Here is a 26,398-nt window from a genome sequence, read left to right as displayed (position 1 = left end):
GCGCTGCCTAGCTCAGCAGGAATGACAGCAGGGCCCGCATTTCGGCGGGCTTGATCGGCTTCTTGAGCACTTCGAGCCCGTGCAGGCTCGCTTCCTTCGCGGCCTTTTCGGAGTAGTCGGCCGTGATGATCATCGCCGGTGTGTCGAGCTTCAGATGCTCCCGGACGTCCGCGATGGCCGACAGGCCACTCTCGCCGTGATCGAGGTGGAGATCGGCGATGACTGCGTCCGGCGCGCCGCCGAGCTCGCTGAGGCGCAGCAACGCGTCCGCGCCTGAGCGCGTGGTGGCGACATCACAGCCCCAGCCTTCGAGCAAGGCAGCCATCGCTTCCGAGCCCGACGGGTCGTTTTCGATCAGAAGGATCTTGGCACCTTCGAGCCCGCCATATTGCCGGTCCGCGAGCTTGATTGCATGGGCCTCGTCGCTGACCTCGGTGCGTTCGGCCAGCTCCATCTCGATCGTGAAGGTCGATCCCTGGCCGATTTGCGATGACAGGCGCACCTCGTGCCCGAGCACGGTTGCGAAACGGCGCACGATGGAGAGGCCAAGCCCGAATCCGGCCTGGTCGGTGGCGCTGGCGTCGCCGCGCTGGAATTCGCGGAAGATCGCCTCCTGCTGCGCTTGTGGAATTCCGGGCCCGGTATCCGAAACCTCGACATAGACCCGATTTGCGCGATGCCCGCAGTCCATGGTGACGCGGCCAATCCGCGTATAGCGGATTGCATTCGCGATCAGGTTCTGCAGGATCCGTCGCAGCATCATCGCATCCGAGGATACCGCGAGGTCCGTCGTGCAGATGTGCAAAGCCAGGCGCTGCCGCGCGGCGATCGGCTCGAATTCGTTGCGCAGCTGCTCGAACAGGGGCGCCAGTGCAATCGCGCGTATGTCGGGCTTGAGTGCGCCAGCATCGAGCTTGGCGATCTCCAGCAAAGAGCGGAGCAGGTCTTCCAGCGTCAGCAGGGAGCGGTCGACCTGATCGATCAGCAGGCCGGCATCCTGCGATTCCATCATCTCCGTCAGCGCCGACAATGTCAGGCGCGCCGCGTTCAACGGCTGCAGCAGATCGTGGGTGACCGAGATCAGCACCGAGGATTTCAGCGAGCTTGCCGCCTCCGCCTGCTGCTTGGCCCGATACAGGCCTTCGTTGGCGCGTTCGATCGAATGCAAGGCCTCACGCAGCTGATAGGTCCGGTCGCGAACCTTGTGGTCGAGCGCAATGGCGGTTTCGAACAATGAAAAGGCGTTGAGCTGCTGGTCCATCGAGCGCTCGACGCGCGACATCAGCGCTGCATTGATCTTCTTCAGCTTCGCGGTCTCGCGCCGCAGCTGCTCAACCGTCGCAGGATCCTGCCACGCCTCGGTCACGCCTGCCGCCTGCCGATGGCGACGCCTGTGAATGTCTGGTTCACATGCATCGAGCCGAACTGTTCACCATAGGTGTGAAAACCGACGACCCGGTTCTGTCGATACAGCTCGGACATGTCTCGGGCGAGCTGGTGCTGCTCGGCATCGAGCCGGCGTAGCAGGCACTCGAAGCCGATATAGAGCGACACCTCGCCAATCTGATCCTGCATTTGCGCGAAGAGGTCCTGCGTCGAGCCGACGAGACTTCGCGAGGTGGCGGCGGTGAGTACCATGCCCTCGTCGATGGCGCAGAAGAAATGCAGCGAACCGTCGGGCTCGACGCGCTGGATCGACCGCGCAAAGTAGGAGCCGCCGACACGGACCAGCACCGGGTGGGACGCAAAAGAGAAGGGGTCGAGCTTGGCATCCTCCATGATCCCGACCATTCGGGAATATTCCTCGGCGGCGGGCTCCGCGTTCAGCTCCTTCACCGTGCGGCTCTCAATGTCGGCTTCAGTGACCACCATCTTCTGCGGCATCGGCTCGAAATTGTCGCACTTGAACACCTTGAAGGGCAGCGACGTGTTCAGGAGGATCAGGAGGGCGGCATTCGTATAGGCGTGGCCTTCGAAGAACACCCACGTCTTCTCGAAGCGCAACCCGTCGCCTGCGGACCCTCCGACGATCGGGATATCGTCGAGCGAGGCGTAGATGGCGGACATCACCGCCTCTTCCCGGCGGCAGAGCCCGTCGATCAGGACCAGGCCGAAGGAATTGCCCCGGTCGACCTGTGGGCTTACGCGCAAGAGCTCGTGACATAGCTCACCGCCGATCCGCCGCCCGTCTTCGACCCGGAAGCTGTCGAGATTGAGGATCGGCCGGACTACCGCGGTAAAATCGGCACGGCTGAATGCCAGCGCCACCACGCTGTTTTCGTCCCAGCCGTCAGGTGCGAGTTCGCCGGCGGTCGTGCAGCCGCAAACCGGGGTGGTGTCGAATTGCCGGCTGATCTCGGCGATGAAATGGTGGGGGTCGTAGTGAGGTGAGAGGAAGACCAGGATCAGAGCCAGGCCGTCCGGCGGCAGCTGGGCCGCAAGCTCGGCTACAGCTCCATCGACGGTCGCAGCCTTCGATTTCGCAACGGCAACGCCGGATGCGTCGCTAAACCGAAAGTCGGTTTGCCCCACTCCGCTTCTCCCTCGAGGCTCACCTCGGTCTCGCGCCGAGTACCTGACAAGTGTCCGGACAGTAAGGTCTTTTCGGCCCTGCCGCAACTCGGCGACCGGGACTGCGCGGGCATCGGTCGGGCCCGAAGCGATCGGCCTCGCCGCCGTGCCGAATTTACCGCCCTTTATCGTTTCTGCCTTAGTTTTGCGCATCCGGGTCTGGGGGCGGGGCGCCCCCGGATCGCGGTTGAATAGACGAAATGGGGGTTGGAATGTCCGGGCGTACCGTGTCGCCGTCGAAGCGCAGCATATTTCCCACCCTCCGATTCCGCGCCAAGATCATCCTCGGCTTTGCCGCGGTGCTGGTGATCTCTGCCGGCAGCATGGCATTCGCCTATTTCGGCTTCGAGCGGGTTTCATCCGGCGTCGGCTCCTATCGCAGCAGCGTCTCGGAGGCCGATCTCGCGCGCAACATCGACCGCGAGCTGCTCGGCTACCGTTCGGCCGTCAAATATTTCGTCGTCACCGGCAAGGAAGACGACGCCAAGGCGGCGCTGGACGCCGAAGCCAGTCTAAAGAACGCCATCGACCAGGCCGTCAAGAGTGCCAAGACACCGGCGCGGCAGGACAGCGTCGACAAGCTCGCCAAGGAATTCGCGAATTTTTCCGCGACCTTCGCCAAGGTCCTCCGCGCCAAGCGCGACAGCGCGCTGCTGGTGCAGAACCAGCTCTCGCGCCAGGCCAATCTGCTGAAATACAAGCTCGATGATATCGGCAACAACGCCTCAGATTCCGAAGCGCAGGCGATCGAATTCGGCACCAAGCAGGTCAACGCCCAGTTCCAGACTGCGAGCTCCGCGGCGACCAATTTCGTCCTAACGTCCGACCAGTCAATCGCAAGCAGTGCATTGGCGCGGCTGAAATTCGTCGAGAACTCGCTCGGCGCGGTCTATTCCATGGACGACAAGATCGTCGCCGGCCTGAAGGATGCCAAGACCATCCTCGTTGCCTATCGCGAAGCGCTGGAGAAGCTGATTGCCAACGCCAAGCTGGTCGACGATCTCGTCACCGAGATGAGCGGCTCGGCGGGTGCGATCTTGCGCGGCGCCTCCGCCCTGAAGGCGGATCTGGTCGCCGAACAGCAGCGGCTGGATGCGGAGTCGGAAGCGACCATCGGAAAGACCGAGCAACTGGTGCTGATGCTTGCCATCGGCGGCACGCTGTTGGGCGCGGTCCTTGCCTTCCTGCTCGGCACCGGCATCTCGCGTCCGATGATCGCGATGTGCAAGGCGATGCGTGAGCTTGCCTCGGGCAATTTCGACGTCGTGCTGCCCGGCCTCGGGCGCAAGGACGAGATCGGCGAGATGGCCGGGGCGGTCGAGGAGTTCAAGGTTCAAGCCGTCGCCAAGGCCGAGCGCGATGCCGCCGCCAGTGAAACCCAGAACAGGGAGCAGGCAGCGAGCCGCCGCGCCGAGCTGATCCGCTTTGCCGATGATTTCGAAGCTGCGGTCGGAGCCATCGTGTCCAACGTCTCGGCCTCAGCCGTGCAGCTTGAATCATCCGCGTCCACGCTGACCCGCACCGCCGAGACCACGCAGGCCCTGTCGAGCCAGGTCGCCGGCGTGTCCGAGCAGGCTTCGAGCAACATGCAGTCGGTTGCGACCGCGACGGAAGAGCTGTCGGCTTCGGTCGAGGAGATCGGCCGCCAGGTCCGCGATTCCAGCCGCATTGCCGAAGCCGCTGTGGTCCAGGCCAAGGAAACCGATGGCCGGATCGGAAAACTCTCACACGCGGCCCAGCAGATTGGCGAGGTGGTTAAGCTGATCACTGCGATTGCCGAGCAGACCAATCTTCTGGCGTTGAATGCGACCATCGAGGCGGCGCGTGCCGGTGAAGCCGGCCGCGGCTTTGCGGTCGTCGCGAGCGAGGTGAAGTCCCTGGCGAGCCAGACGGCCAAGGCGACTGATGAAATTTCGTCGCACATCACGGGCATGCAGGGTGCGACGGCCGAGTCGGTCGCCGCGATCAAGGAGATCGGTGCGACCATCGGCAAGATCTCGTCGATCTCGACCTCGATTGCCAGCGCCGTCGAGCAGCAAGGTGCCGCGACCCAGGAGATCGCCCGCAGCGTTCAGAACGTCGCCCAGGGCACCCAGACCGCCGCGACCGATATCGGCCAGGTCAACCGCGGCGCCGCCGAAACCGGTTCAGCCTCGGAAGAGGTGCTGAACTCGGCAAAGACGCTGTCGTCCGAAAGCACCCGCCTGCGCGCCGAGCTCGACCGCTTCATGGCGAATATCAGGGCGGCGTAGAGCCAGGCCGCCCCGCGACACCTCACCGCAAGTTGCGGTGTGGCAAATTTACCGCGGCTTATCCTTTGCCATTTACCGTTGAGTCGGGGAGCGGACTGCTGCCGGGCTGCGCCTGGTTTTCCGCGAATGGAATGGGGTGGGGATGTCCGTCAAGTCGAAGCCGAGCTCTTTGAGGCTCTTCACCTTGCGTTTTCGTGCAAAGATCATCCTCGGCTTCGTGGCGGTGCTGGCCATCCTCGCCGTCAGCATGGCGTTCGCCTATTTCGGCTTCGAGCGCATCGCTGGCGCCGTCGCCTCCTACCGGACCAGCGTGGCCGAAGCAGACCTGGCACGGACCATCGACCGCGAGTTGATCAGCTATCAGGGCCTGACCCGGGCTTACACGCTGACCGGGGCGGCGGATGACGAAACAGCGGCGAAGGCGGCCGAAGAGAATCTGAAGGCGGCGATCGCCAAGTCGATGTCGGCCACGTCAGGCGCGGCGCGCCGTGAGGAGATCGGCAAGCTCGAAGCCGAATTCCAGCGCTTCACAAAGGTCTTCGGCGAGATCATCACGCTGACCCGGGCCAACAACAAGATCGCGGCCGATGAGTTGAATGCTGTCGGCAACAAGATCCGCTTCAAGTTCGACGATCTAGCCGATACCGCGGCGCTGGCCGGGCTCGCGTCGGTCCAGACCACGGCCAAGGACATCACCTCGCAATATCTTGCGGTGTCCACATCGGTCAGCGCCTTCGTTGCCAAGCCGGATCCGAAGACCGCCGACGGCGTCGTCGCCCGCATCAAGTTCCTGGAGACGCTGCTGGTCTCGATCTACGCCAATGACCAGAAGATCACCGACCGTGTCACCGAGATCGGCAATCTTCTGAAGCAATACCGCGCATCCTTCGCAAAGCTGTCGGAGAACGTGAAGGTCATCGTCAAGTCGAACGCCGAGATGACCAAGACGGCCGCGTCCATCCTCAAGCTCTCGGGCGAATTGCGGTCGGACCTGTCGGCCGATCAGCAGCGCATCGAGGCGGGTGCGAATACGACGATCGGGGAAACCGAGCAGCTGATTTTGATGCTGGCGTTGGGTGGTCTTGCCGTCGGTGCCGCGCTGGCGCTGATGCTCGGCAATGGCATCTCGCGGCCGATGATCGCGATGTGCAAGGCGATGCGTGAGCTCGCCTCGGGCAATTTCGACGTCGTGCTCCCCGGCCTCGGGCGCAAGGACGAGATTGGCGAGATGGCCGGGGCGGTCGAAGAGTTTAAGGTCCAAGCCGTCGCCAAGGCCGAGCGCGATGCCGCCGCCAGCGAAGCCCAGAACAGGGAGCAGGCAGCGAGCCGCCGCGGCGAGCTGATCCGCTTTGCCGATGATTTCGAGAGCGCGGTCGGTGCGATCGTGTCCAACGTCTCGGCCTCAGCCGTGCAGCTTGAATCGTCGGCGTCCACGCTGACGCGCACCGCGGAGACCACGCAGACCCTGTCGAGCCAGGTCGCCGGCGTTTCCGAGCAGGCTTCGAGCAACATGCAGTCGGTTGCGACCGCGACGGAAGAGCTGTCGGCTTCGGTTGAGGAGATCGGTCGCCAGGTTCGCGATTCCAGCCGCATTGCCGAGGCGGCCGTGGTCCAGGCCAAGGAAACCGATGGCCGGATCGGAAAACTCTCGCACGCGGCCCAGCAGATCGGCGAGGTGGTCAAGCTGATCACTGCGATTGCCGAGCAGACCAATCTTCTGGCGCTGAATGCGACCATCGAGGCGGCGCGTGCCGGTGAAGCCGGCCGCGGCTTTGCGGTCGTCGCGAGCGAGGTGAAGTCCCTGGCGAGCCAGACGGCCAAGGCGACTGATGAAATTTCCTCGCACATCACGGGCATGCAGGGCGCGACGGCCGAGTCGGTCGCCGCGATCAAGGAGATCGGTGCGACCATCGGCAAGATCTCGTCGATCTCGACCTCGATTGCCAGCGCCGTCGAGCAGCAAGGTGCCGCGACCCAGGAGATCGCCCGTAGCGTTCAGAACGTCGCCCAGGGCACACAGACGGCGGCGACCGACATCGGCCAGGTCAACCGTGGCGCCGCCGAAACCGGTTCAGCCTCGGAAGAGGTGCTGAACTCGGCAAAGACGCTGTCGTCCGAAAGCACCCGCCTGCGCGCCGAGCTCGACCGCTTCATGGCGAATATCAGGGCGGCGTAACTTCGCTACATCTGAAGTCCGCGCCGTTGCATCACCCTCCGCTATCGTCCCGGACAAGCGCGCCTCAAGCGCGCGCCGATCCGGGACCCATAACCACCGAACTGCACTGTTGCACGAGCTGACAACTCCGAGTCGTCGCGAAACCATTGCTGCGGAGTGTGGTTCCCGGATCGGCGCTTCATTCCCTCCCGAACGCCCGCTTCAGCTCCACCTTCGCCCTCTCCAGCCGCTCACGCTGAGTCTTAGGCAAGGTCTTGCCGGCGCGATTGATGTAGAAACTCAGCATCGACAGTGCGGAGCGATAAGCGCCGGTCTTGCGGCGCGCGCTGTGCTCGGCCGAGCGCTTCAGCGACGCTGCGATCTTCCTCGGACTTGTGAGTTTGAACACGCCGCGCTTAAGGTCGAGCGCATCACTCTCTTTCGTCACCCGCTGCGACCACCGCTTTGGCGAGGCGCGCTTTGTGCTCTTGCGGGCGGCGCTGCGCCTCGCGCTGGTGTTCTTGCGTGCCGTCGTTTTGCGCGAATGTGTCGTCTTTCTGACATTAGCCATGCATCAACTCCTTGCGGCTGCAGCGAAAACGGCCGGCATTCGACGGCGTTCCTAAGGGAACCGGCAGATGCCGCAGACGTTGTCGCGGGTGGCAGGCAGAATGCCGCACCCCCAAGACCCAGCAGCCCCATGGACTTGCAGCAAAGCGCAGCGCTGAATGATGGACCTGCAGTCTCGGCGGCGGCCGCAACTGATCGCATCGTCGAGACCAGCATTCCTGCGCGGCTCGATGCGCTTCCCTGGAGCGGCTTTCACACGCGTGTCGTGCTGGCACTCGGCATCACCTGGATTCTCGACGGGCTCGAGGTGACACTCGCAGGGGCGCTGTCGGGCGCGCTGAAACAGAGCCCGACGCTGCGCTTCTCCAATCTCGATCTCGGCGTCGCCAACTCCGCTTATCTCGCCGGCGCCGTGCTCGGCGCGCTCGGGTTTGGTTGGCTAACTGACCGCATCGGCCGCAAGAAGCTGTTCTTCATTACGCTCGCACTCTATCTTTCCGCGACGGCCGCGACCGCGCTATCGTGGAATATCGCAAGCTACGCGCTGTTTCGCTTTCTGACCGGTGCCGGCATCGGCGGCGAATACACCGCGATCAATTCAACCATCCAGGAACTGGTGCCCGCGCGCTATCGCGGCTGGACTGATCTGGTCATCAACGGCAGCTTCTGGATCGGCGCGGCGATGGGTGCCGTGGCAGCCATCGTGCTGCTTGACCCCGCGGTGATCGGTCCCGATCTCGGCTGGCGTCTCGCCTATCTCATTGGCGCCACCATTGGCCTCGTCGTGCTGCTGATGCGGATGTGGATCCCGGAAAGCCCGCGCTGGCTGATGATCCATGGCCGCCCCGACCATGCGCACGAGATCGTCGACGGCATCGAGCGCTCGGTGATCGGGCATGATCAGGAGGCGAGCCGCGAGAGTTTCCCCAAGCTGCGACTGAAGATGCGCGATCACACCCCGATCAGCGAAGTCGCGCAGACCCTGTTCGGCACCTATCGCCAGCGCGCGCTGGTTGGCCTGATGCTGATGGTTGCGCAGGCGTTCTTCTACAATGCGATCTTCTTCACTTTCGCGCTCGTGTTGACTGATTTCTACGACATCCGCGCCGATCACGTCGGCTGGTACCTGCTGCCGTTCGCGGCCGGCAATTTCCTCGGCCCGCTCCTGCTCGGTCGTCTGTTCGACACGCTCGGCCGCCGAGCCATGATCATGTTCACCTATGGCGTCTCCGGCCTGCTGCTGGCGGTTTCGGGCTATTTGTTCTCGATCGGCGCGTTGAGCGCGCAGGGACAGACCATCGCCTGGATGGTGATATTCTTCTTTGCCTCGCCCGCGGCGAGCGCGGCCTATCTCACCGTCAGCGAGACTTTTCCGCTGGAAGTCCGCGCACTGGCGATTGCAGTGTTTTATGCGGTGGGCACCGGCATCGGCGGTGTCATCGGTCCCGCGCTGTTCGGCGCGCTGATCGATACGGGATCACGCAACAGCGTGTTCGCCGGCTATTTGCTGGGGGCATTCCTGATGATCGCGGCCGCGATCGTGGCATGGCGCTACGCCATTTCCGCGGAGCGCAAATCGCTCGAACAAATCGCGCGGCCGCTCGCTTCCATGGAGTAGACTATGACATCTGAACTTGCTGAACTGGACCAGAAGCGCGCCATGCCTGACGAAGAAGCGCCCGACGCCGTACCTGTGCCGCATGCGCTCGTGCCGCATCTCGGCGAGACCGCGATCCTGCTCGACATCGACGGCACGCTGCTGGATCTGATGCCGACGCCGCGTGAGGTGTGGGTGCCGCCAGGCCTGTCGGAGACGCTGAATCGCCTGACGGAACGCACATCCGGCGCACTGGCTATGGTCAGCGGCCGCTCGCTCAACGACATCGACCTGATCTTCGCGCCCGACGTGTTTCGCGCCGTGGCCGGCCACGGCGCGGAGATGCGGCTGTCGGTGGACAACGAGGCCGACGATGTGCACGCGCCGCCGATGGACAAGGAGCTGAAGCGGCGCCTGGCTGCGATCGCAAAGCTGAGCCCCGGTATCCTGCTCGAGGACAAGGGCTATTCGCTGGCGCTGCATTATCGCCTCGCGCCGCATGCGGAGAAGGCGATCTATGAAGCCGTCTCGCTGATCCGCGCCGATCTGCCTAATGCGCCGATCGAGGTGCTGCCCGGCAAGTTCGTCTGCGAAATCAAGCATTCCGGCTTCACCAAGGCGACCGGCGTGCGCGAACTGATGAAGCATGAACCGTTCAGGGGACGCCGCCCGATCTTCATCGGCGACGATGTCACCGACGAAACCGTGTTCGCAATCATGCCGGACATGAACGGACTCTCTTTCTCGGTGGGTCGTCGTGCCATCGGCGTCAACGGTCACTTCGATGCGCCGAACGACGTGCGGGCATTCCTTGCGCGTCTGCTCGACGACACAAGGCTGGAGTAAGGCAGCGTCACGCGAGAGCCGTATTGTCGCGCGCGCTGTTCCATAGCGCGCGCTGCTTCTGCTGACGAAAATCGCCCTTTCCCAAATGAAAACGCCGGGTTCCCTCGAAGTAAACGGGTTCCAACGCGCACGCCTGACTTTGGTTTCATTTCGTAGAAATGATGACAGGAACCATATTGATGAACGGCAGTTAAACGGGGTGGAATGAACAGGAGGGGACGACCTGTGAACTTAGTTGTCGTTTCAAATCGAGTTGCGCGCGGCAAACCCAACGAGCCCATGACGGGCGGCCTCGCAGCGGCATTGCTTCCCGTTGTCGAGCATTCGGGCGCTATCTGGGTTGGCTCCTCCGGCCGCGTGCGAGACGGCCATCAGAAAGAGCCCTTCGCAGAGATTGAGGCGCTGGGCTCGGGCGCGATCGCAACGCTGGACCTGCCGGCGGCGCATTATGGCGGCTATTACGAAGGCTTCGCCAATTCGGCCTTGTGGCCGGCGCTGCATTCGCGCAGCGATCTGATCCGCGTCTCGCGCGACGACTATGTCAGCTATCGCGAGGTCAACGCGTTCATGGCGCGGGCCCTGATGCGCTTTCGCAAGAACAAGACGGCGTTCTGGGTGCAGGACTATCATTTCCTCGCGCTCGGCGCGGAGTTGCGCGATCTCGGCGTCGATGATCCCATCGGCTTCTTCCTGCACACGCCGTGGCCGGTCGTTGCGGTAATGCAAGGCGTGCCCAATCATCGCGAACTGATCACGGCGATGCTGGCGTATGATCTGCTCGGCTTTCAGACCGAGGGTGATTGCCAGAATTTTCTCGGCTATGCTGGCGGCGAGCTCGGCCTCATCATCGAGGACGGCGTCGTGCTCTCGCAGTACGGCCGCACACGCTGCGAGGTGTTTCCGATCGGCATCGATGCGGAGAAATTCGCAGCCTATGCCGCGAAATCGGCCTCGCATCCTGACGTCTCGCGTCTGCGCCGCAGCCTCAACGGCGAGCGGCTCGCGATTGGCGTCGACCGGCTCGACTATTCCAAGGGGCTGGTCAACCGCATCAGCGCGTTCGACCGGCTCTGGACGGAGCAGCCGCAGTTTGCGCGCAGCATCTCGCTGCTCCAGATCGCCAATCCATCGCGCGGCGGCATTGAAGCGTATGGCAATCTCCAGAACGAGGTCGCCCGCCTTGTCACCGACGTCAATGGTCGCCATGGCGAGGTCGACTGGACGCCGATCCGCTATCTCAACAAGGGCTTTAGCCAGGCCGTGCTTGCCGGCCTCTACCGTACCGCGCAGGTCGGCGTGGTGACGCCGCTGCATGACGGCATGAATCTTGTCGCCAAGGAATATGTCGCCGCGCAGAATCCGGCCGATCCCGGCGTGCTGGTGCTGTCGAAATTCGCCGGTGCCGCCAACGAGCTCGAGACCGCGCTGCTGGTCAATCCTCACGACATTGACGGCATGGCGCGTGCGATCGCGGTCGCCGCGGCGATGCCGCTTACCGAGCGCAAGATGCGCTGGGATGCGATGATGAAGAAATTGCGTGGCCACACCATCCAGCAATGGTCGTCCGATTTCGTTGCCGAGTTGGAGAAGTGCCGCACCGAGAAGGTGGCAGCCGCGCCGCTCGCGGCGCAACCGCCGCAAGCGCTACGTTGGCTGAAATCTGCGATCTCGGGTGTGCGGTTGATCTAAGAGAGCTTGATCGATCTTGCCGCCGCCCGCGCGCGGGGAGGGCAAGCGGGCCTCAATAGCAATACGACACGCCGTCCAGGATCGCGCATTGCCGCTTGTTAGGCGCGTTCGGATCATCCATCGGCACCACGCCCTTGCCCTGGCCGACAAACACGCCGGGCCCGACATGTACTGAGCTCCTGTTGCCGATGATAACGCTCTGGTGGGGCGTCGAGCTGGAGCGGGTTCCGTCCGGCCAGAGGATGGTATCTCCAGAGAGCACACCGCGCCGCCCGTCGTCGCAGGTCACATCGACGCCCTGCCTGCTGCAGGCCTGCGCCTTGGCGGACCCGGAGAAGGCGACGCCAAGGGCCGAAATCAGGCCGAGCATGGCGATGGTTTTGCGGATGGTCATGGGGTCCCCGGGTGTGTTTGGCGGTTTCAAGGGAATCGTCGCACCAAACCCGCGCCTGGTTCAACCTGAGGAGGTTCCAGGCGATCGCGCGGCGCGATATATTCTCTCGCAAAAACAATAAGTTGCGGAAAAATCCTCCGATTGCCCCGCGATCTCTTGCAAAATCACCGGCGCCCCTTCAAGAGAGGGCGCTCCGGAGAGATGGCCGAGTGGCTTAAGGCGCACGCTTGGAAAGCGTGTGTGCGGGAAACCGTACCGTGGGTTCGAATCCCACTCTCTCCGCCAGTGCTTCTGAAGTCCTATAAACCCTTATAGAACAAGGACTTCACGATGAGCAAGAAATCTCAAACCACACCCGCCAACCACACCCGCAGCGCGCAACAGCTTGCCGACCTCGCCACGCTGCTCGGCCTGATGCAGGCGGCCTCCAAGCTTAGCCAAGACCTCGACACGCTCGCCAACCAAGTTGGTGGATCTCTGGAGACGATTGCGGAGCGGTTTGGAGTGCCGTTCTTCGAGGTCCATCAGACCTTCGCGGACCAACAGCGGGCCAAGCGGAAGCCGAAGGCTATGACGACCAAGAAGGTGCGTGAGCCAGCGTCGCCGCGCTGATCACCATCCACCACCACTTCGCCGCTCAGAAGCCGCGAAGGACCGAGGGGCCTCATGGTTTCGCCATGGGGCCTTTCTCTGTTCTGATAGGTTCTGCCGCGTGCCTGCTCAGATATTGCATCCCTCGCGCTTCATTGTGACGTTATTGTTTGACCGAAAAGAACCGATGAAGCCCCACGATGGGACCTCACCGGATTAGGTCTGATCAAACAGCCGTTAGGCAGCTTGGAGCTTCACGAGGGAGCTTCTTGCTCCTCTTCCCTTGCCCACCACTCGATACTCAACACCAATCGCCCTAAGAGCCGCAGAGAGCCCGCTGGTGGGCTTGCTCAACTGCTCTCTAACCTTCTCCCGCTTGCCCTTATCGAGGTTGAGGTCAGATGCCAGCCTCGACATCGAGACCGCACCCGGCAAGCGCTGATCCATGTAAGCGATGAGCGCTTCATGTGAGGAGCCCTTGCGAGGCTTCCGCACCTTTGGGCCGTCCATCGAGAAATCCCAATCAGCAACCCGGAGCCCCGGAAGGTCCGTGATGATATCCTGCAAGACCTCATCGCCCTCTTTGCCCTTCGGCAGGACAATGAAGACATCGGCAGGAGGGCACTTGCCGTGCTCATCCACAACGCGCCGCAGGCGGATGCGGCCAATGGCCTGAATGATGGATACCGATAGCTGCCTCTGCCTCATCACGCTCCGAACGTCGCGATGGTGCTTCCACCGCGGTTCGTTGAACCATTCGTCTTGTTGGAAGCCCTGTAGGGCAAAGAAGGTATCATTGGACCAAACCTGATCGCGGTATGGCAGGCCGAAGATGACAGCCGTATCGTAGTCCTTCCACGCGTTGCTTCCGTCTACCTTGCCCCAATGACCGATTGAGAACTCGGCAAACGTCGGAGCGTAATCGAGGGCCAAGGGTCGGTTGTCCTTGTGCAGACAAACGAAGACGGACCGATCAGGCGAGAGGCGTCCTTCGAGGTCAGCAATCAATCGAGGGAAACGCCTGCCGAAGTTCTCCTTCATGTTTCGCTTGCCGACGCCAGAGGCACGGGCAACATGAAGGGTGACGTTGCTGTAGTCACGCACATGGCTTGGCGTCGGGACACGCAAGGCCCGGTCCTCGAAGAGGTCCCAAAGGAAGTCTGCTCGTGCTGTTGCATCAAGCACAACAGGGCCAGGAGCATCCAGAGGCACGGATAGCGCCGATGAATGTAGGGCATGCTCATCGCCTGACTTGGCGTAGTAGGACCAATGATCGTAGAGGGTCTGAGCGTGCTCAAGGGTCTGGTCCACCTTCCGACCAATTCGGAGCCGCGTAGCGGTATCCTCCATCATTGCTCCGAGCTTGTCGAATGGGACGGCCTTCAGTGCTTTCCTCAACTGCATGAAGTCCACCAGCGGAGGCGCACCAGTTTCATTAACGCCCTCTGACCAGTTGCCCCTCGTGAAGCCGTTCCCTGCTTCTGCTGCCTTGGCGTGCCTCTCCACTTGCCGCTTCAGCATTCTCAGGGCAACGCACTCCGTGAAAAAGCGATCGTCCAAGTCTGCATCTATGTAGCTGAGTACCTGAGCAATGTGGGTAGACGTAACCTTGGCGCTCTCAACTACATTCGCAAGGGCTTCGTCCACGATGGTCAGGAGACGCTTGCCGCCCTTCCAAGTCGTTAGGCGCTCCCAGCGGTCTCCGTGAGATGCAGAGGCGTTGAGGTAAGCCTGATGGGTGACTACGAGGGTGTCATGCGCAGACAGCGCCTCTAAGGGCTTTGGATCAGCGGAGTGGTGGGATATCGCCACGGCACGCCCGGCATGCTCATTGATCGTTGAGGCAAGGCTGTCGGCGTCATCAATGAGCCGCGTGACGATGATGATGCCTACTGGCTCCAGCGCGGCCTCAGACGCTCTATTGCACTCAGCTTGCATGGCAGCGAACAGACAGGCGCCCGTGGTCTTTCCAGACCCGGTAGGCGGCTGGAGGATGCGCCAAGGGGCACTCAAGCCATTGGCAGCATCAACAATGGCGTGGTTGAAAGTCTCAGCCATAATCGCCCAAAGCCGCTCTAAGGGCTTCGAGGAGCACAGACCGTGCTTATTGGTCCAATGGTCCTTCATTCGCATGGAGAACTCTTGCGGTGGCACGAAGGCATAGCGATGCCCGTGCAGACCGATGGGGGTTTGCATAGAGTAACCTTTGAGGTTGATGTTGGAGATGCCGTGTTGGTGTCCGAACGCCCCTTGGGCGTGACCACGGCTTGAGAAACACCCCCCGATAATCCCCTAAAGAGAGAAGTATGAAGTCTTCTTAGGGGGCTTTCGAGGGGGTGTTTATTTAGTCATAGACGACATGCCTTCAGGAGCCTCTACGGATTCCACGGAGCCGTTTTGAGCTTTCAGGCTACCTGCCAAGCCCTCCAGCCCATAGACGCACCAGCGCGGCCCGCTGGAATCCTGAGAGGCGTTCCCGATGACGGCCATGGTCATCATCCTTGGTGCCCTTCAAGAGCTTGGAAGGCGATGCGCTTGAGCAACAGCAGGAACACCACAGGATGCTGCTTCATCGCCGATGGTCGTGCTTGCCTCCGAGCCCCCCTTGAGGTCTTTACGCCCTATTTAACTTGGAGGGGGCTCGTGAGGAATTTGGTTATCGTGCTGGCGCTGGTGCTGGCTGGTTGCGTGACGCAGGAAGATGCTGGCGTGAGAGCAGCCAAGATGGAGGCTCAGGACGACGCCTCATGCAGGCAGCTATCCACTGGCAAGGGCGCTGATGCCTACACTCAGTGCCGCAAGAACCTCATCTACTATCGGCAGCAAGCAGCCATCCAAGACCAGCAGGCAGCGGAGCGCTCCCGTAGGGTCTCGGAGGGACTGATGGAAATGAGCCGGTCCCTCCAGAGCATCAACCCACCGCCGCAGGAAGTGAACGTCAACGTGACCTGTACTCTTGGGTGCCGGTGATAGAGCGACGATGCTTAGCCAAATGTCCGCTTGAGGGCATAAAGACGACGCTGGCTGTTGGCGCCCTAATTGGTGCTATTGACCCGTAGCGCACATCGGCTCATTCGATCACTTCGTTAGCGCGAACCATGATGTCTTGGGGAACGTCGACGCCGAGTGCCTTCGCCGTCTTCAGGTTAATCGCCAGTTCGAACTTGGTCGGCTCCTGCAGAGGCAAGTCCGCTGGCTTGGCACCACGCAGTAACTTGTCGATATATTCCGCTGTGTCTCCGACGAGATTACCTAGATCCAGGCCGTAGGTGACAAGAACACCCGCTCTCGCGAAGTCCGTGTTGTCGGAGACCGTCGGCACGCGATATTGCTTCGCCACTTCCGCAATTCGTTTCCGGTTTCCGAAGGTGAAAGGAGTTGAAAAAATGTAGGCCGCATCGAAACGGTCGGTGGCAAGTTGGGCGAATATCTTATCAAGGTCATGCACGTCCGCAGGATCAGGATAAAACACTTGCGAGGTGAAGCCGATCTTCTGCGCCGCGGCGCTAATATCAGTTTCGATCAGTTCTTGATCAGTTCTGATTCCCTTGAACAGGATTATTGCCACTTTGGATAACCGAGGCAGAATATCTTTCAGAAGCTCCATGCGCTTGGCCGTGAGATCAAATATCATCGGTTCCACGCCCGTGATGTTGGCATCAGGGTGTGCAAGGTCGTTGACAATATGGTTGCGCAACGCATCTGAGCCGGCGGTGACGATGGGTATCGTCGAGGTCGCTTCCTTAAGTGCGCGAACAGTGGGAGTGCTCGCTCCTAGCAGCACATCAGGCCGTCGCGCGACAAGCTCACGGGCGAGGGCGGCAGCTTGTTCGAGGTGCCCTCCAGCGGTGACGCAATCTACCACCAGATTGTGCCCTTCTACCCAGCCCCGATCAGCTAATCTCTGGAGCATTGGCCCCCAGTAAGCTGGTGCATCCGAAGTGGGACAAACTACCCCCGCCAAGATGCCGAGGCGTTTGGGTGTCGCTGAAGTTTCGCCTGATGCGGCGACTGCGAATAGAAACAGAAGGGGGAAGGCGCACGAGATCATCTGTCTCACAGAAGTGGAGACGTTGCACTTCGACTTTGGCATGCTCACGATCCATTCCTATCGGCGCATACAATATCGACATTGACCTTTGGTCTGCAACTGGCCCATCTGCGAAGTTGCGCCCCGTCTGTCGGAGGTCAGCTCGTCGCGATAGAGCAGACCGGATTTGCTCGACCTGAGTTCTTTGCATTTTGACCCGAAGCCGACATCAGCCTGCATGGGCCGAACGCGAGCACAAATCATTAACGTTGCATCGCCATCGTGCTACCACGCAGTTCGAACCACGAAAGCAAGGTGCGGCCCATGTTTCTCAGACCCGGCAACCTCGTCCGGCACAAGAGCGGCGGTCCCATTATGATGATCGACGATCAGGTGTCGATCGAAGGAATGTGGGGTAGCTATGATGATCCCCACCACCAATGCGCGTGGGTCGAGAATGGGATCAAAAAGTTTGGCACTTTTCGGGCATCGCAGTTGCAGTGCGTTTATGCTGACGGCACGCCGCGAAACTACGATGAAGAAAAACAAGGTTGATAGGATGTAAGGCATGACTGCCGGTGAGCAGAAGCTCTTGATCGCGCTCGTCCTAATCGTCAACCAATATCTGGACGAGTACGGTGATGAAGTTGACAGCCGCTCAATGTCTGCCGGAGAACACGCAATCGAAGCGCTTGCGGACTTCGGCTTGATGGAGGTCGTCAACACGCGTTTTGGGCGATGGACAGAGGCTGGCAAGCAGTTTCGCCGAAAGGAAGCCGGAATACACGATCCCGAGCCGATCGATTATCCGGGCCAAATAAGGTTGGTCGGGAAGTCGGAACCGGAGAATTGATCCCGGCGACGTGGTCGCTAAACGTCGGCTTGTGGCCCTTAGCTGAGCAGGGCCGCCTTTGTTGCGATTCCGCTATTGGGGGCAGACCTGATGCGGCCGCTCTTCATGGCGCCTTGTTCCGGCGTGGCAGGTAGGGCGACAACTGACCTCCCGGCTTTCCTTGGATCATCTCCAGTGTGAAGCGGATAGCCGAAGGGGTTTCCTTCATCTCCACGCCGCAAGCCACTTCACTGAATTGGCGTGCGAGATAGTTGATATCCGCTGCGGACCATTCAGCTTCAAGGGCCGCCGATAAGCGGTCGCAGTCGAGCATGCTGCGGCAGGCCGCGCGGATCACGTTGAACTCTGGAGGCACGTTCGGTCTGGTGGCGCGAGTAGCCTTTATTGCAGCTCGTGCGGCTTCGGCGTCCTCAAGCTCTTTCAATCGCGCTTGATCGGCGGCTTGCTCATCAGGGCTGTAGTAGCGACGCTTTGAAGCATCTTGAATGGCTATGCGATACTTGAGGTCGCCTTTGCCTGAGTATCGTCTGGCTTCGGCTTCGATGCCGGAGGCTGTCCACCCTTGGCGGATGGCTTCACCGAGCATCAAGCGCTCTTGGAAGTTCTTGCACACGGAACGGAGGAGTTTGAACGCCTCTCGTGCGCCGGGTTGTGGTGCGGTGGTCATTTCTTCGTATGTTGGGCGTAGGGGCGGGAGGCATGCAGGGCGATGGGACGCTGCTTGCGTTCCTTGAGGAACCGTTTAGCGAAGCGGTCTCTCTGCAATGCCGAGTTAATCGCTGCCATGAGCATGCGTCTGCTCACAGCGAAGAAGGGTCTGCCGGTATGCCATCTGGTGAACTCGGCAAGGTCGTCTTCGGACCATCCTTGCTGAAGCACCGTGTTGAGCTTGGAAAGCTCGATGGGCGTCATGCAGGCGTGGAAGAACGCTCCGAAGTAGTCGTGAGGCTTGGTGAAGTTGATGGCGTGTTGGTCTCCCTGCTGGTTGGGCGCAGCTTCCCTGTATAGGTGGCCGTTGGATTGGCTAACTTGCTGCGCTGACAGAGCTTTGGCCCTTTTCAGAGCCCTCAAAGCCGCCTCCGTGTATAGGTAGTCACTGGATTGGCTATCACGCTGGAAAGTCAGCGCTAAAGGCGTCTGCGGGGACGTTCCGGGCGATGTTGCTGCCACCTAACCAGCGCCCCGTGTATAGGTACGTGCTGGATCGCCTAACCCACTGCTTCCACGGCCCTAATGCTCTCTGGAGTGCATTCCGCGCGGCTCGAATCGAACAACAGCGAGAGACTTTAGACCCTCGTTTTGAAGTCAACTCCTGTGGTCGATGCTGGATCGCACGCGTTGGCGGGACCCATTGGCTTAGAGGGACACGCCTCCCTGTATAGGTAGTCAAATAAATCGCTAAGCGGTTGATGCCGATAGCGGAATACTTCATTTTCGCCGTATGCGTGCGGGGGGATGATTTGTGCGCCTCTCGCGTCCTTCGGTGGGATGGATGGTCAAGCATAAAGATCAGCATTGGGTGCCCAGATCATACTTGGAGGCTTGGGTTGATCCTGAGACGCCGGACAACTACGAACCTTACGTGCATCTCTTCGACCGCACCGGAAACGAGCACAAGAAGAAGAGCCCTGCGAAAGTCCTGCGTATGCCCGACCTCTACACCATCTTTGATGGGGCCACGCGTGACCTGAGTATCGAGCACACGTTTGGTCAGTGGGAAGATGCTTTCGTAAAGGTGCGCAAGAAGCTCGAAGCAGATGCGGACCTTACGGAGGACGATGTTGTAAGCCTCTATGTGTTCACAGGGGCGCTAATGGTGCGCCCTCCACACTACATCGAACATTTTGCGGGCCAGTGGCGGGACATTGTGACGAAGGCGCGAACCATCAAGATCAATCCAAATGCCAAGCCAATGCCATCGTTAAACTCAGGACCTTCGCTCAGCCTTGATGAGGCCCAGCGATTTGGCGATGATCCGATGGGTACTTGGTTCAGGGATAACCTTGCATCCAGCATTGAGGTGTTGGGGACGCGGTTCGGTATCGATCTCCTCGTGAACCAATCTGAGCATCCGTTTCTGACCAGTGACGCCCCCGCTGTCACTTATCACCCTCCCTTGAGCGAGCGCTTTCGCCTCTTTCCTCGCGGGCTTGGGTCTCCCGGCTGTGAAGTAACGCTTCCGATATCTCCGCGCTATGCGCTCCTATTCCGACACAAGGAGCCGGGACTGCACAGGTATCTCGTGGCCGATTGGGAAAGCGTCTTCGAGATGAACTTTCGGACCATAACGAGAGCAAAGGAGAGATCGTTAGCGACCGGCCTGACCTGTTCTTCGTGAAGACAATCTTGGATAAGGTTGCGGAGGTCGAGGCAGAGAAACAACGCGACGGAGCGAATGGGGCGTAAGGTCAGCCCACAAGGAGCCTTGCGACCTCATCGGCATCAAGTCGCTTCTTTTCGATTAGCGCCGCAGCAAGGCGCTCGACCAAAGCGCGGTGTGCGGAAACTAGCTCAGAGGCGCGGCCGTGCCCTTGATGCATCATCCTCACCTGCTCATCTTCTTCGAGGTCTCCTAGTAACTCCACCATCTTTCCGTAGTCACCCCAGCCTGCTCCTTCGTGCGTAGGGGCGTCGAAAAGCTCTTGAGCCTCTAAGCCAGCCGCGCAGATTGCAAGCTGGTCCAGAAGGTCCAGGTGGTCGGGGGTTTGGACTTCAGCAGTTCCCTTCGCATCATCGCCGCCGATAGCTATTTCAGCGTCCCCGACTGCGAGACCTAAGCTCCACGCCACGACTATGTGTCCTGCCTCATGGAATGCTGCGCCACGCTGGTCTCTATCGCGCTGCGATTGCTGATCGTGCATGTCAATCCTTGAGGGCTGTTGGTGCGGAGGGACCCCTTCGCCCGTTGTACAATGTCGAGGGACCCGTTGCCATCTGCGGGGGCTCAGAGGGACCCGGAGCTTCACTTGCCGCTTTGGTCGAACAACAACGGCGACTTTAGACCCCAATTTTGAAATCGATTTCTCAAGAAGTGTGCCAATTCATTGGGCTGGCAGGGACCCTACAAACCAAGGGAGCCGCCAAGGCAGCGAAGGAAGGCGAGAGAAGCAAGCGGCGCGAGAGAGCGCACGAGACTTCATGCCCTCGTTAGTGCCATCCCAAATTGGGTCAACGCTTCCCGACAATGGGGCACACAGATGCCCCGATGCTATCGGTCATGACGGAGTGAGATAAACAACGATTGCTTGGAGGAGCGCTGAGATGAACGCGCATCCTGCGGCGAGCATGTTCAAGCGTGAGACCTTGCGAAGCGCTACTGTGAACGCTTCTAGCCCCTCAATGCCTTCATAGGTGGAGCGCACCACAGGCAGATTGACGACGGCTGACCACGCCCACAAGCCTGCTGCCAACGCAGCAAAGACGGCACTCAACAAACTGATGCACTTCATGTGAATCTGTGTAGCAGCGCTATGCGGCCTTCGGAAGGCGATTGAGCAGCCTTGCAACGGCTGTAGGATGCCACTCGCCTCACGCGGGGCGTCTAACCAACGTAGAGAGCCGCACCAAGCCCAACCAAGCTCCCAAGGATCATGATGCGCTCCTGCGCAAGGGCAGAGAGAATGAAGGCGGCGATGGCGAGCTGGATCAGCATGGGCGTGTTCCTCGCAGGGCTTAGGCGGCTTTGGGGAGGCGATTGAGGAGCCTTGCAACGGCGGTTGGATGCCATTCGCCACCACGCGGCGCGCTAATGCCTTGGCGGTTGAGTTCTTCAGTGACGGCACGGACGCTCGTGATGCCTGAGCGCTTGATGCCCTCAATTATGCCTTGAAGATTCATGGCGCGCTGTGCGGCCTTCTCCTTGAGCCTTGCGACCGCTTCGGCATTGCCCGTCTGTTTACCACGCAGGGCACGAGCGCCGTTCGGGTTGCCTAGCTTCACTCCGCGCGCTTTGGCTGCTGCCAACGCCTTCTTGGTGCGCTCTCCAACCAGGCCAGCTTCAAGCTCTGCCACGGAGGCCATCTGCGTCAGGAGGAACTTGCCCATTGGGCCGGGAGGGACGCTTGGGAGGTCACAGAACACAAGGTCAACGTCGCTCGCCACGAGGGAGCGCAGGAGGTCCACGTTACGGGTGAGGCGGTCCAGTTTGGCGAAGACCATCTTCGCGCCGATGGCCTTAGCGTGAGACAGAGCGGCCGCGAGCTTTGGCCGATCGGACTTCCGGCCGCTCTCCGTCTCGACATACTCCGCCACCAAGGTCCACCGGCCGCCGTTGAGATAGCTCGTGACGGCCTCCCGCTGCGCTTCGATACCAAGGCCGCTTCGCCCCTGCTTGTCGGTCGAGACCCGCAGATAGGAGATGAATTTTCCCTGTGCCACCGCCAAAAGCCCCCATACACGTTTTGCTCTAACGGACGTTAGATGAATTTGTGTACAAGTCAATAAGGTTGTGCTTGCAGGTGAGAGCAATTATTTGGCGGCAATCAGGAGGATGTAATGACCGCAGCCAAAACTGAGCAGCCGGCCGAAGCGGGCGGTGGATTTTCCCTGCCCGGCCAACCCACCGAAGAGGCTCTTGCTGAGGTCGGCAGCGACGCGGGGAAAGCATTGGTGCGGGGCTTTGGAAGGCTAGGCAATGCAGCAATCGGCGAGTGGGTCGCCAAGAAAGAAGCAAAGGCAGAGGCCGCTCGGCTTGCCATAGAAACCGAAGCAAAGATCAATGCGGCTAAGGCTGTAGCCGCCGCAGGCCGCGAACAAGCGCTCGCGGACCTGGAGCATAGCGCCGCTCTTCAACGGCGTGCGGAGAGGCTTCGAATCGAATTGGCCCGTGAACAGTTGAACTGGGAGGCCATTGAGCGGCGTTCGCTGGAATATGTTGAGCGCGACCCTGAGAACGGCAATGCCCGCGAAATCGACGAAGACTGGCTGTTCAAGTTCGCAGACCTAGCGCAGAAGGTCTCAGACAGCGACGTTCAAGCGTTATGGGCGCGCGCTCTCTCCTCCGCCGCCATACGGGGAGCCCCTAAGCTGTCTGCGGCCGCGCTACAGACGCTCGGATTATTTGACAGGCAGGTCGCCGAAAGCTTCAGAGATTTTGTAGCTGTGGTGGCGAGGCTCGGCTTTGTGCCCGAGCCCGAACAGGGGCAGCATGATCCTCAAGGTATCAACCTAGGTATGCTTCACGATCTAGGTCTGATCGACAACACCCTCTATGAGGGAACATACAGTTTTGAAGACTTCTCCTTTGAAGCGATCAAACGCACCGGATCGCTTCCTGCCGAGTTGCACAGTCACTACGCGTTAACGCTGCGTGGGAGGGAGATTGCCAACGCAGTCTTCCGCCGATCTGAGGACGTGCCGCTGGGCGAACAGTTCGAGCATCAATATCTGTGCTTGGTGCTGCTCAATCATTTTCGACACAAGCAAACAGCGAGCATCTTGCCAAGTCATGCTCCCGACGAGCCGCCGTTGTCGATACGTCTCACGCGAAAGAACCCTTTGACGGAGGCCACTGGCAGCAATGACTGGAAGCAACTGAGCACGAGGCTCAGCGCTCGACTGTTTAAGCTCCTTCTGTGGGCCGGGGAGCGATACGATATTGAGGCGCGTGACTGACCCTATGATAAGTGAACAAGATGAGCTTACTTGAGGGCCCCTCGTGATAACAAAGCGTCGGCAACCCGCACGAAGCGTGCTTGAGCGCATGGCCGGGACAAGCGTAGCCCTCAATAGCCTTCTGGTCCCTGCCTCAACTTTGCCTATGGCGCTTGCACGCTACGTTGAGAACCTCTTGGTCTGGAACGATCATGAAACCTACAAGGTTTCACTAGTCGGGTCGGCCGTCCCCATCAAATTTGCTCAACGATATTTCTTGCTTTGCACCAATCACCAATTGCGCGGGTGCCAGCCAGAGAACGTCTCGCTGCTGGGGCGAGACGGAAAAATGCTCATTACCTCCTCAGGACTGCGCCATTTCAATGACGAGAGTAATCCGCGCTATCTCGACCTTGCAGCGTTCGACTTCACTGAGCCGTGCGAAGCGCATGAGGACCTGAAGGAGAGGTTCTTTACGCTACGGGAAGTTCCTCCTGACACCCCAGCCACAGACATCGTGTTTGCGGTCGTTGCCGGTTTTCCATCCAGGGACCAGCAATACGAACTTGAGGAAAAGAACCACATTGGCAAAGTGAAACGAATTGTTGTGTGTCACCCGGATCCATCCTCATACGATCCTGCGCTCCTCTGTCTCCGTGCAGACGAGCCCCTAGACTTCGATCCAGATGGCATGAGTGGCGGATCGGCATTTGTCGTTCAGGTCGTGGCAGGGGAGTTTCGCGCTTATTTCGCCGGGCTCATCGTGACCGGCGGCAAGGATCGATTCCATATCATCAAGGTGGGCGAAATCTACAGATTCTTGGCGACATTAGTCTAGGTCACGTAGCGGTTAGGTGAATTGCTGGAGGAGCTTTGATGGTCCATACGACCGGCGAGATGACTGACATCCTTCCCGATCTTCTAGGCCCCAACCTCACTGTTGTTTTTTGCGGTACCGCGCCAGGACGCACCTCAGCGCGGCAAGGGGCCTACTATGCTCACAAACGAAATCGGTTCTGGAGCATACTTCATGAGTGCGGCTTCACCGACCATAAGCTAGAGGCGAGTGAATATGGGCAGCTCAAAGGATTTGGTATTGGCCTGACCGACCTTTGCAAGCGAGTTTCCGGAAACGATGACGAGTTGCCCAAAAGCGCCTTCTCGCCTGATCGCCTTCTCGAAGCGTTGAGCACACACAGGCCGCGCTACCTCGCCTTTACCAGCAGAACCGCTGGTCGAGTGATTTGCGGGAATTCTGCTCAATATGGACGCCAGCAGGCACATCAAGCAACCGACATCTTCATCTTGCCAACCACGTCGTCCAGGTGGGGTACGCAATGGTGGAGCGAGCAAAAGAGGCATTGGCTCGATTTTGCGGACACGGTCCGAGCGTCGCTCCCCATCGGGGCAGGAAGCCCATTGTCAAAGCGATCGGCGGAAGATTCAGTGAATTCATCGGACGTATGGCATGCAAGAGCGAAAATTCTTTGATCGGATTAGCTCGGCCCACGTGATTCCTTCAGGAGCCGACAAGGGTCGGCTTCTCGGGGCAGAACGAGATGGCTTGCGCCTATTGAGAGAGGAGGAGGATGAATCCGTGATCCTCTACGCGAGCTTCCAAAGCTTGCTGATCATCTCAATATTCGCGCGCGCGGCTAACCTCACCAATCCTGACAAGGACAAGCTGTACGGTACCAGCTTTTACGTCGATAATGCTTGGTGCATTCAGAAGGCGTGGGGCGGCGGACAGGGACATCAGATGTACCTTGAGCCTCCATTCGATCTACCTGAGGAGCATCCGCTTCATGGGGCAGAACCAATCGTATTTCGTCGGTCCTTTGAGGGCATGTCGAATTACGACCCGCCGATCGAGCTCAGTCAACAGCTTGTTCACTCACTTGGCTTGCACTTCATGGCCGAGCGGAACGCGTACTGTCGTCTAAATTCGGAGGGTGACCTAGAAGAGGTCATCAAAGTGTTTCGCGACGCTGGCACCGGTGACTTTGACCGCAGTAGGACACTCGTGCTGATCAAGGCCAAACCACTGGCAGAATTTATGGCAGTGGGTGGATACGCTCTTTATCGGAAATTCGACCTGACGAGGTTCCAGCCGGGATCATTTAGCCATTGGGAAAATGCGGAACGCCACTTCGACGACCCCGACCTTTTCTACAACTCAGCGCTCTCAGGTGAAAATGCGAGCTACATTCACGGCGGGCAAATCATTCGACCAAATGTCACGGTTGACGAGTTGATTGAGGAGTGGAAGCGGGAAGGTGACCCAAGTGCTCGTCAATATGAAAACTTCAAAATCCACGACTGGAAAAACAAGCGGCTCGTGGAATGGTCGTGCGCACCTTCTGAGCTAAGTAACTATTTCACAAAGTCGGATAAACCGTTCGAGATATCTCCCGCCTTTTTTAGTCCAGAGGTCTTGACCAAATATAAGGCAGACCCGGACAAATACGATTTGGCAGACCGCTCTATAACCTGTCGCAACTCTTGGCACTTGAAGACCTTTGACATCAATGAAGCCGGTCAAGTTCATACCTACATAGGATATCTCCAGAACTTACCGTTCAAGGAGCAGCAGCATTGGAAACTCCACAACGAGTGGCCCAAGGCCGCTATCTCGAAGCGAGCTTTCCAAACGGACTTCAAGGGAGAGTGGACGACCGAGAGTGATCCACTGCAATCGGTACGATATGCCGTTTCCGAGCTAGATCGTGATCCCCCGCCATGGTGGCGCGCGAGAGGTTCGCAGGTGCGCGATAGAGTGCATTATCCTGTCACGACGTCCTCAAAGGAATGGGCCGACGAGTTGCTGGCCTTGGATCAAATGCTCGTGGAGGGCTTTGTGGCGACAGAGCTTCGCAAGCTCGCAACAGCTTCTGGCGTCAAGTTCGAGCCGACATGGCAAAGTCTCAAACTAATTCAGGAAATACTACGGTCTGAGGATAGCCTAACAGCAGATCAAATCGCGGAACCGCTCAGGGAACTACATCATCTCAGAAGCAAGGTCCCGGGGCATCACACAGGGGAGCGCGCGAAGCTGGAAGCGAGCGCCATTACAGAGCATGGGTCGTTCGCCGCTCATTTTCGTTCCCTTTGTGCGCGGTGTGAGGAGGCGTTCGAGCGCGTCATCACTACATTAACTAGCGTTCAAGGGCGGTAGGCCAGAGGCGGTGACGGGCTCGGACGTATCAAGCTATGCCTGGCGCGCCTCCATGAACTTCGGACCGCAGGCGACCTTCTCGA

24 protein-coding genes and 1 tRNA gene are annotated in these 26,398 nt (G+C 59.9%); 15 read left to right on the top strand and 10 right to left on the bottom strand.

Annotated elements, in window-relative coordinates:
• Positions 1-7: 7 nt before the first annotated feature.
• Entirely contained in the window at positions 8-1,366 is a 1,359-nt protein-coding gene (locus tag L6639_RS25020; RefSeq protein WP_237864292.1) for a hybrid sensor histidine kinase/response regulator, read from the bottom strand.
• A complete protein-coding gene (locus L6639_RS25015) occupies positions 1,363-2,532 on the bottom strand; it encodes an FIST N-terminal domain-containing protein (RefSeq protein ID WP_237864291.1) in 1,170 nt (389 codons plus the stop codon). Before L6639_RS25015 ends, L6639_RS25020 begins: the two co-directional genes overlap by 4 nt.
• A gap of 251 nt (positions 2,533-2,783) precedes the next feature.
• Between L6639_RS25015 and L6639_RS25010 the strand changes: the two genes are divergently transcribed.
• Positions 2,784-4,823 (top strand): methyl-accepting chemotaxis protein, encoded by a 2,040-nt coding sequence (locus L6639_RS25010; RefSeq protein WP_237864290.1) that lies wholly within the window; start codon positions 2,784-2,786, stop codon positions 4,821-4,823.
• 142 nt (positions 4,824-4,965) lie between these two features.
• A complete protein-coding gene (locus tag L6639_RS25005) occupies positions 4,966-6,999 on the top strand; it encodes a methyl-accepting chemotaxis protein (protein ID WP_237864289.1) in 2,034 nt (677 codons plus the stop codon).
• A 178-nt stretch (positions 7,000-7,177) separates the two neighbouring features.
• Here the strand turns inward: L6639_RS25005 and L6639_RS25000 are convergent, their stop codons facing one another.
• Positions 7,178-7,549 (bottom strand): DUF3175 domain-containing protein, encoded by a 372-nt coding sequence (locus tag L6639_RS25000; RefSeq protein ID WP_237864288.1) that lies wholly within the window; start codon positions 7,547-7,549, stop codon positions 7,178-7,180.
• Positions 7,550-7,678: 129 nt separating this feature from the next.
• On the opposite strand from L6639_RS25000, the gene L6639_RS24995 reads away from it, so the two are divergent.
• From L6639_RS24995 to L6639_RS24985, 3 genes are all read left to right on the top strand, one after another.
• Positions 7,679-9,166: an MFS transporter gene (locus L6639_RS24995; RefSeq protein WP_237864287.1), complete on the top strand. Its 1,488-nt coding sequence runs from the start codon at positions 7,679-7,681 to the stop codon at positions 9,164-9,166.
• A 3-nt stretch (positions 9,167-9,169) separates the two neighbouring features.
• Positions 9,170-9,991: a trehalose-phosphatase gene (otsB, locus tag L6639_RS24990; RefSeq protein WP_237864286.1), complete on the top strand. Its 822-nt coding sequence runs from the start codon at positions 9,170-9,172 to the stop codon at positions 9,989-9,991.
• 225 nt (positions 9,992-10,216) lie between these two features.
• Complete coding sequence (locus L6639_RS24985) at positions 10,217-11,680, top strand: trehalose-6-phosphate synthase (RefSeq protein WP_237864285.1); 1,464 nt, start codon at positions 10,217-10,219, stop codon at positions 11,678-11,680.
• Positions 11,681-11,732: 52 nt separating this feature from the next.
• On the opposite strand, the gene L6639_RS24980 is transcribed toward L6639_RS24985, so the two are convergent.
• Positions 11,733-12,074 (bottom strand): hypothetical protein, encoded by a 342-nt coding sequence (locus L6639_RS24980; protein WP_237864284.1) that lies wholly within the window; start codon positions 12,072-12,074, stop codon positions 11,733-11,735.
• 195 nt (positions 12,075-12,269) lie between these two features.
• Here L6639_RS24980 and L6639_RS24975 point away from each other — a divergent pair.
• Positions 12,270-12,359, top strand: a tRNA-Ser gene (locus tag L6639_RS24975).
• A 45-nt stretch (positions 12,360-12,404) separates the two neighbouring features.
• Positions 12,405-12,686: a hypothetical protein gene (locus L6639_RS24970; protein ID WP_237864283.1), complete on the top strand. Its 282-nt coding sequence runs from the start codon at positions 12,405-12,407 to the stop codon at positions 12,684-12,686.
• A 216-nt stretch (positions 12,687-12,902) separates the two neighbouring features.
• On the opposite strand, the gene L6639_RS24965 is transcribed toward L6639_RS24970, so the two are convergent.
• Complete coding sequence (locus tag L6639_RS24965) at positions 12,903-14,861, bottom strand: DEAD/DEAH box helicase family protein (RefSeq protein WP_237864282.1); 1,959 nt, start codon at positions 14,859-14,861, stop codon at positions 12,903-12,905.
• 447 nt (positions 14,862-15,308) lie between these two features.
• Here L6639_RS24965 and L6639_RS24960 point away from each other — a divergent pair, with 447 nt between their 5' ends.
• A complete protein-coding gene (locus tag L6639_RS24960; RefSeq protein WP_237864281.1) occupies positions 15,309-15,635 on the top strand; it encodes a hypothetical protein in 327 nt (108 codons plus the stop codon).
• Between the two features lie 100 nt (positions 15,636-15,735).
• Here L6639_RS24960 and L6639_RS24955 read toward each other — a convergent pair whose 3' ends face one another.
• Positions 15,736-16,758 carry an ABC transporter substrate-binding protein gene (locus L6639_RS24955; protein ID WP_237864280.1) on the bottom strand — a complete coding sequence of 341 codons (1,023 nt, stop codon included), beginning with the start codon at positions 16,756-16,758 and terminating at the stop codon, positions 15,736-15,738.
• Between the two features lie 261 nt (positions 16,759-17,019).
• On the opposite strand from L6639_RS24955, the gene L6639_RS24950 reads away from it, so the two are divergent.
• Both L6639_RS24950 and L6639_RS24945 read left to right on the top strand, forming a co-directional pair.
• The gene (locus tag L6639_RS24950; protein WP_237864279.1) at positions 17,020-17,250 is read left to right on the top strand and encodes a hypothetical protein; all 231 of its coding nucleotides are present in this window, start codon (positions 17,020-17,022) and stop codon (positions 17,248-17,250) included.
• A 13-nt stretch (positions 17,251-17,263) separates the two neighbouring features.
• Positions 17,264-17,548, top strand: coding sequence for a hypothetical protein (locus tag L6639_RS24945; RefSeq protein WP_237864278.1), 285 nt, complete (start codon positions 17,264-17,266; stop codon positions 17,546-17,548).
• Between the two features lie 103 nt (positions 17,549-17,651).
• Here the strand turns inward: L6639_RS24945 and L6639_RS24940 are convergent, their stop codons facing one another.
• Positions 17,652-18,215 (bottom strand): hypothetical protein, encoded by a 564-nt coding sequence (locus L6639_RS24940; protein ID WP_237864277.1) that lies wholly within the window; start codon positions 18,213-18,215, stop codon positions 17,652-17,654.
• A complete protein-coding gene (locus L6639_RS24935; protein WP_237864276.1) occupies positions 18,212-18,718 on the bottom strand; it encodes a hypothetical protein in 507 nt (168 codons plus the stop codon). The genes L6639_RS24940 and L6639_RS24935 overlap by 4 nt, the downstream gene beginning before the upstream one ends.
• Positions 18,719-19,040: 322 nt before the next feature.
• On the opposite strand from L6639_RS24935, the gene L6639_RS24930 reads away from it, so the two are divergent.
• Entirely contained in the window at positions 19,041-19,886 is an 846-nt protein-coding gene (locus L6639_RS24930; protein WP_237864275.1) for a DUF4238 domain-containing protein, read from the top strand.
• A 70-nt stretch (positions 19,887-19,956) separates the two neighbouring features.
• Here L6639_RS24930 and L6639_RS24925 read toward each other — a convergent pair whose 3' ends face one another.
• Complete coding sequence (locus L6639_RS24925) at positions 19,957-20,409, bottom strand: hypothetical protein (RefSeq protein ID WP_237864274.1); 453 nt, start codon at positions 20,407-20,409, stop codon at positions 19,957-19,959.
• Positions 20,410-21,220: 811 nt separating this feature from the next.
• Positions 21,221-21,925, bottom strand: coding sequence for a recombinase family protein (locus L6639_RS24920; protein WP_237864273.1), 705 nt, complete (start codon positions 21,923-21,925; stop codon positions 21,221-21,223).
• Positions 21,926-22,042: 117 nt separating this feature from the next.
• Between L6639_RS24920 and L6639_RS24915 the strand changes: the two genes are divergently transcribed.
• The 4 genes from L6639_RS24915 to L6639_RS24900 all read left to right on the top strand — a co-directional run bounded on the left by L6639_RS24915 (position 22,043) and on the right by L6639_RS24900 (position 26,315).
• The gene (locus L6639_RS24915; RefSeq protein ID WP_237864272.1) at positions 22,043-23,161 is read left to right on the top strand and encodes a DUF2806 domain-containing protein; all 1,119 of its coding nucleotides are present in this window, start codon (positions 22,043-22,045) and stop codon (positions 23,159-23,161) included.
• Between the two features lie 175 nt (positions 23,162-23,336).
• Positions 23,337-23,978 carry a hypothetical protein gene (locus tag L6639_RS24910; protein ID WP_237864271.1) on the top strand — a complete coding sequence of 214 codons (642 nt, stop codon included), beginning with the start codon at positions 23,337-23,339 and terminating at the stop codon, positions 23,976-23,978.
• A 38-nt stretch (positions 23,979-24,016) separates the two neighbouring features.
• Entirely contained in the window at positions 24,017-24,631 is a 615-nt protein-coding gene (locus L6639_RS24905; RefSeq protein ID WP_237864270.1) for a mismatch-specific DNA-glycosylase, read from the top strand.
• Positions 24,609-26,315, top strand: coding sequence for a hypothetical protein (locus L6639_RS24900; RefSeq protein WP_237864269.1), 1,707 nt, complete (start codon positions 24,609-24,611; stop codon positions 26,313-26,315). Before L6639_RS24905 ends, L6639_RS24900 begins: the two co-directional genes overlap by 23 nt.
• Positions 26,316-26,398 lie beyond the last annotated feature (83 nt).

The sequence above is a fragment of the Bradyrhizobium zhengyangense genome (assembly GCF_022012555.1).
Taxonomy (GTDB): Bacteria; Pseudomonadota; Alphaproteobacteria; order Rhizobiales; family Xanthobacteraceae; genus Bradyrhizobium; species Bradyrhizobium zhengyangense.
This window is presented reverse-complemented; position numbering and strand designations above follow the sequence as displayed.

What these genes read in the sequence shown, in the direction of transcription:
- L6639_RS24955 (WP_237864280.1), bottom strand. Translation starts at nt 16,758, where the DNA reads ATGCCAAAGTCGAAGTGCAACGTCTCCACTTCTGTGAGACAGATGATC.
- L6639_RS24930 (WP_237864275.1), top strand. Translation starts at nt 19,041, where the DNA reads ATGGTCAAGCATAAAGATCAGCATTGGGTGCCCAGATCATACTTGGAG.
- L6639_RS25010 (WP_237864290.1), top strand. Translation starts at nt 2,784, where the DNA reads ATGTCCGGGCGTACCGTGTCGCCGTCGAAGCGCAGCATATTTCCCACC.
- L6639_RS24995 (WP_237864287.1), top strand. Translation starts at nt 7,679, where the DNA reads ATGGACTTGCAGCAAAGCGCAGCGCTGAATGATGGACCTGCAGTCTCG.
- L6639_RS25005 (WP_237864289.1), top strand. Translation starts at nt 4,966, where the DNA reads ATGTCCGTCAAGTCGAAGCCGAGCTCTTTGAGGCTCTTCACCTTGCGT.
- L6639_RS24915 (WP_237864272.1), top strand. Translation starts at nt 22,043, where the DNA reads ATGACCGCAGCCAAAACTGAGCAGCCGGCCGAAGCGGGCGGTGGATTT.
- L6639_RS24950 (WP_237864279.1), top strand. Translation starts at nt 17,020, where the DNA reads ATGTTTCTCAGACCCGGCAACCTCGTCCGGCACAAGAGCGGCGGTCCC.
- otsB (WP_237864286.1), top strand. Translation starts at nt 9,170, where the DNA reads ATGACATCTGAACTTGCTGAACTGGACCAGAAGCGCGCCATGCCTGAC.
- L6639_RS24900 (WP_237864269.1), top strand. Translation starts at nt 24,609, where the DNA reads ATGCAAGAGCGAAAATTCTTTGATCGGATTAGCTCGGCCCACGTGATT.
- L6639_RS24965 (WP_237864282.1), bottom strand. Translation starts at nt 14,861, where the DNA reads ATGCAAACCCCCATCGGTCTGCACGGGCATCGCTATGCCTTCGTGCCA.
- L6639_RS24925 (WP_237864274.1), bottom strand. Translation starts at nt 20,409, where the DNA reads ATGCACGATCAGCAATCGCAGCGCGATAGAGACCAGCGTGGCGCAGCA.
- L6639_RS24905 (WP_237864270.1), top strand. Translation starts at nt 24,017, where the DNA reads ATGGTCCATACGACCGGCGAGATGACTGACATCCTTCCCGATCTTCTA.
- L6639_RS24940 (WP_237864277.1), bottom strand. Translation starts at nt 18,215, where the DNA reads ATGACCACCGCACCACAACCCGGCGCACGAGAGGCGTTCAAACTCCTC.
- L6639_RS24970 (WP_237864283.1), top strand. Translation starts at nt 12,405, where the DNA reads ATGAGCAAGAAATCTCAAACCACACCCGCCAACCACACCCGCAGCGCG.
- L6639_RS24980 (WP_237864284.1), bottom strand. Translation starts at nt 12,074, where the DNA reads ATGACCATCCGCAAAACCATCGCCATGCTCGGCCTGATTTCGGCCCTT.
- L6639_RS24945 (WP_237864278.1), top strand. Translation starts at nt 17,264, where the DNA reads ATGACTGCCGGTGAGCAGAAGCTCTTGATCGCGCTCGTCCTAATCGTC.
- L6639_RS25000 (WP_237864288.1), bottom strand. Translation starts at nt 7,549, where the DNA reads ATGGCTAATGTCAGAAAGACGACACATTCGCGCAAAACGACGGCACGC.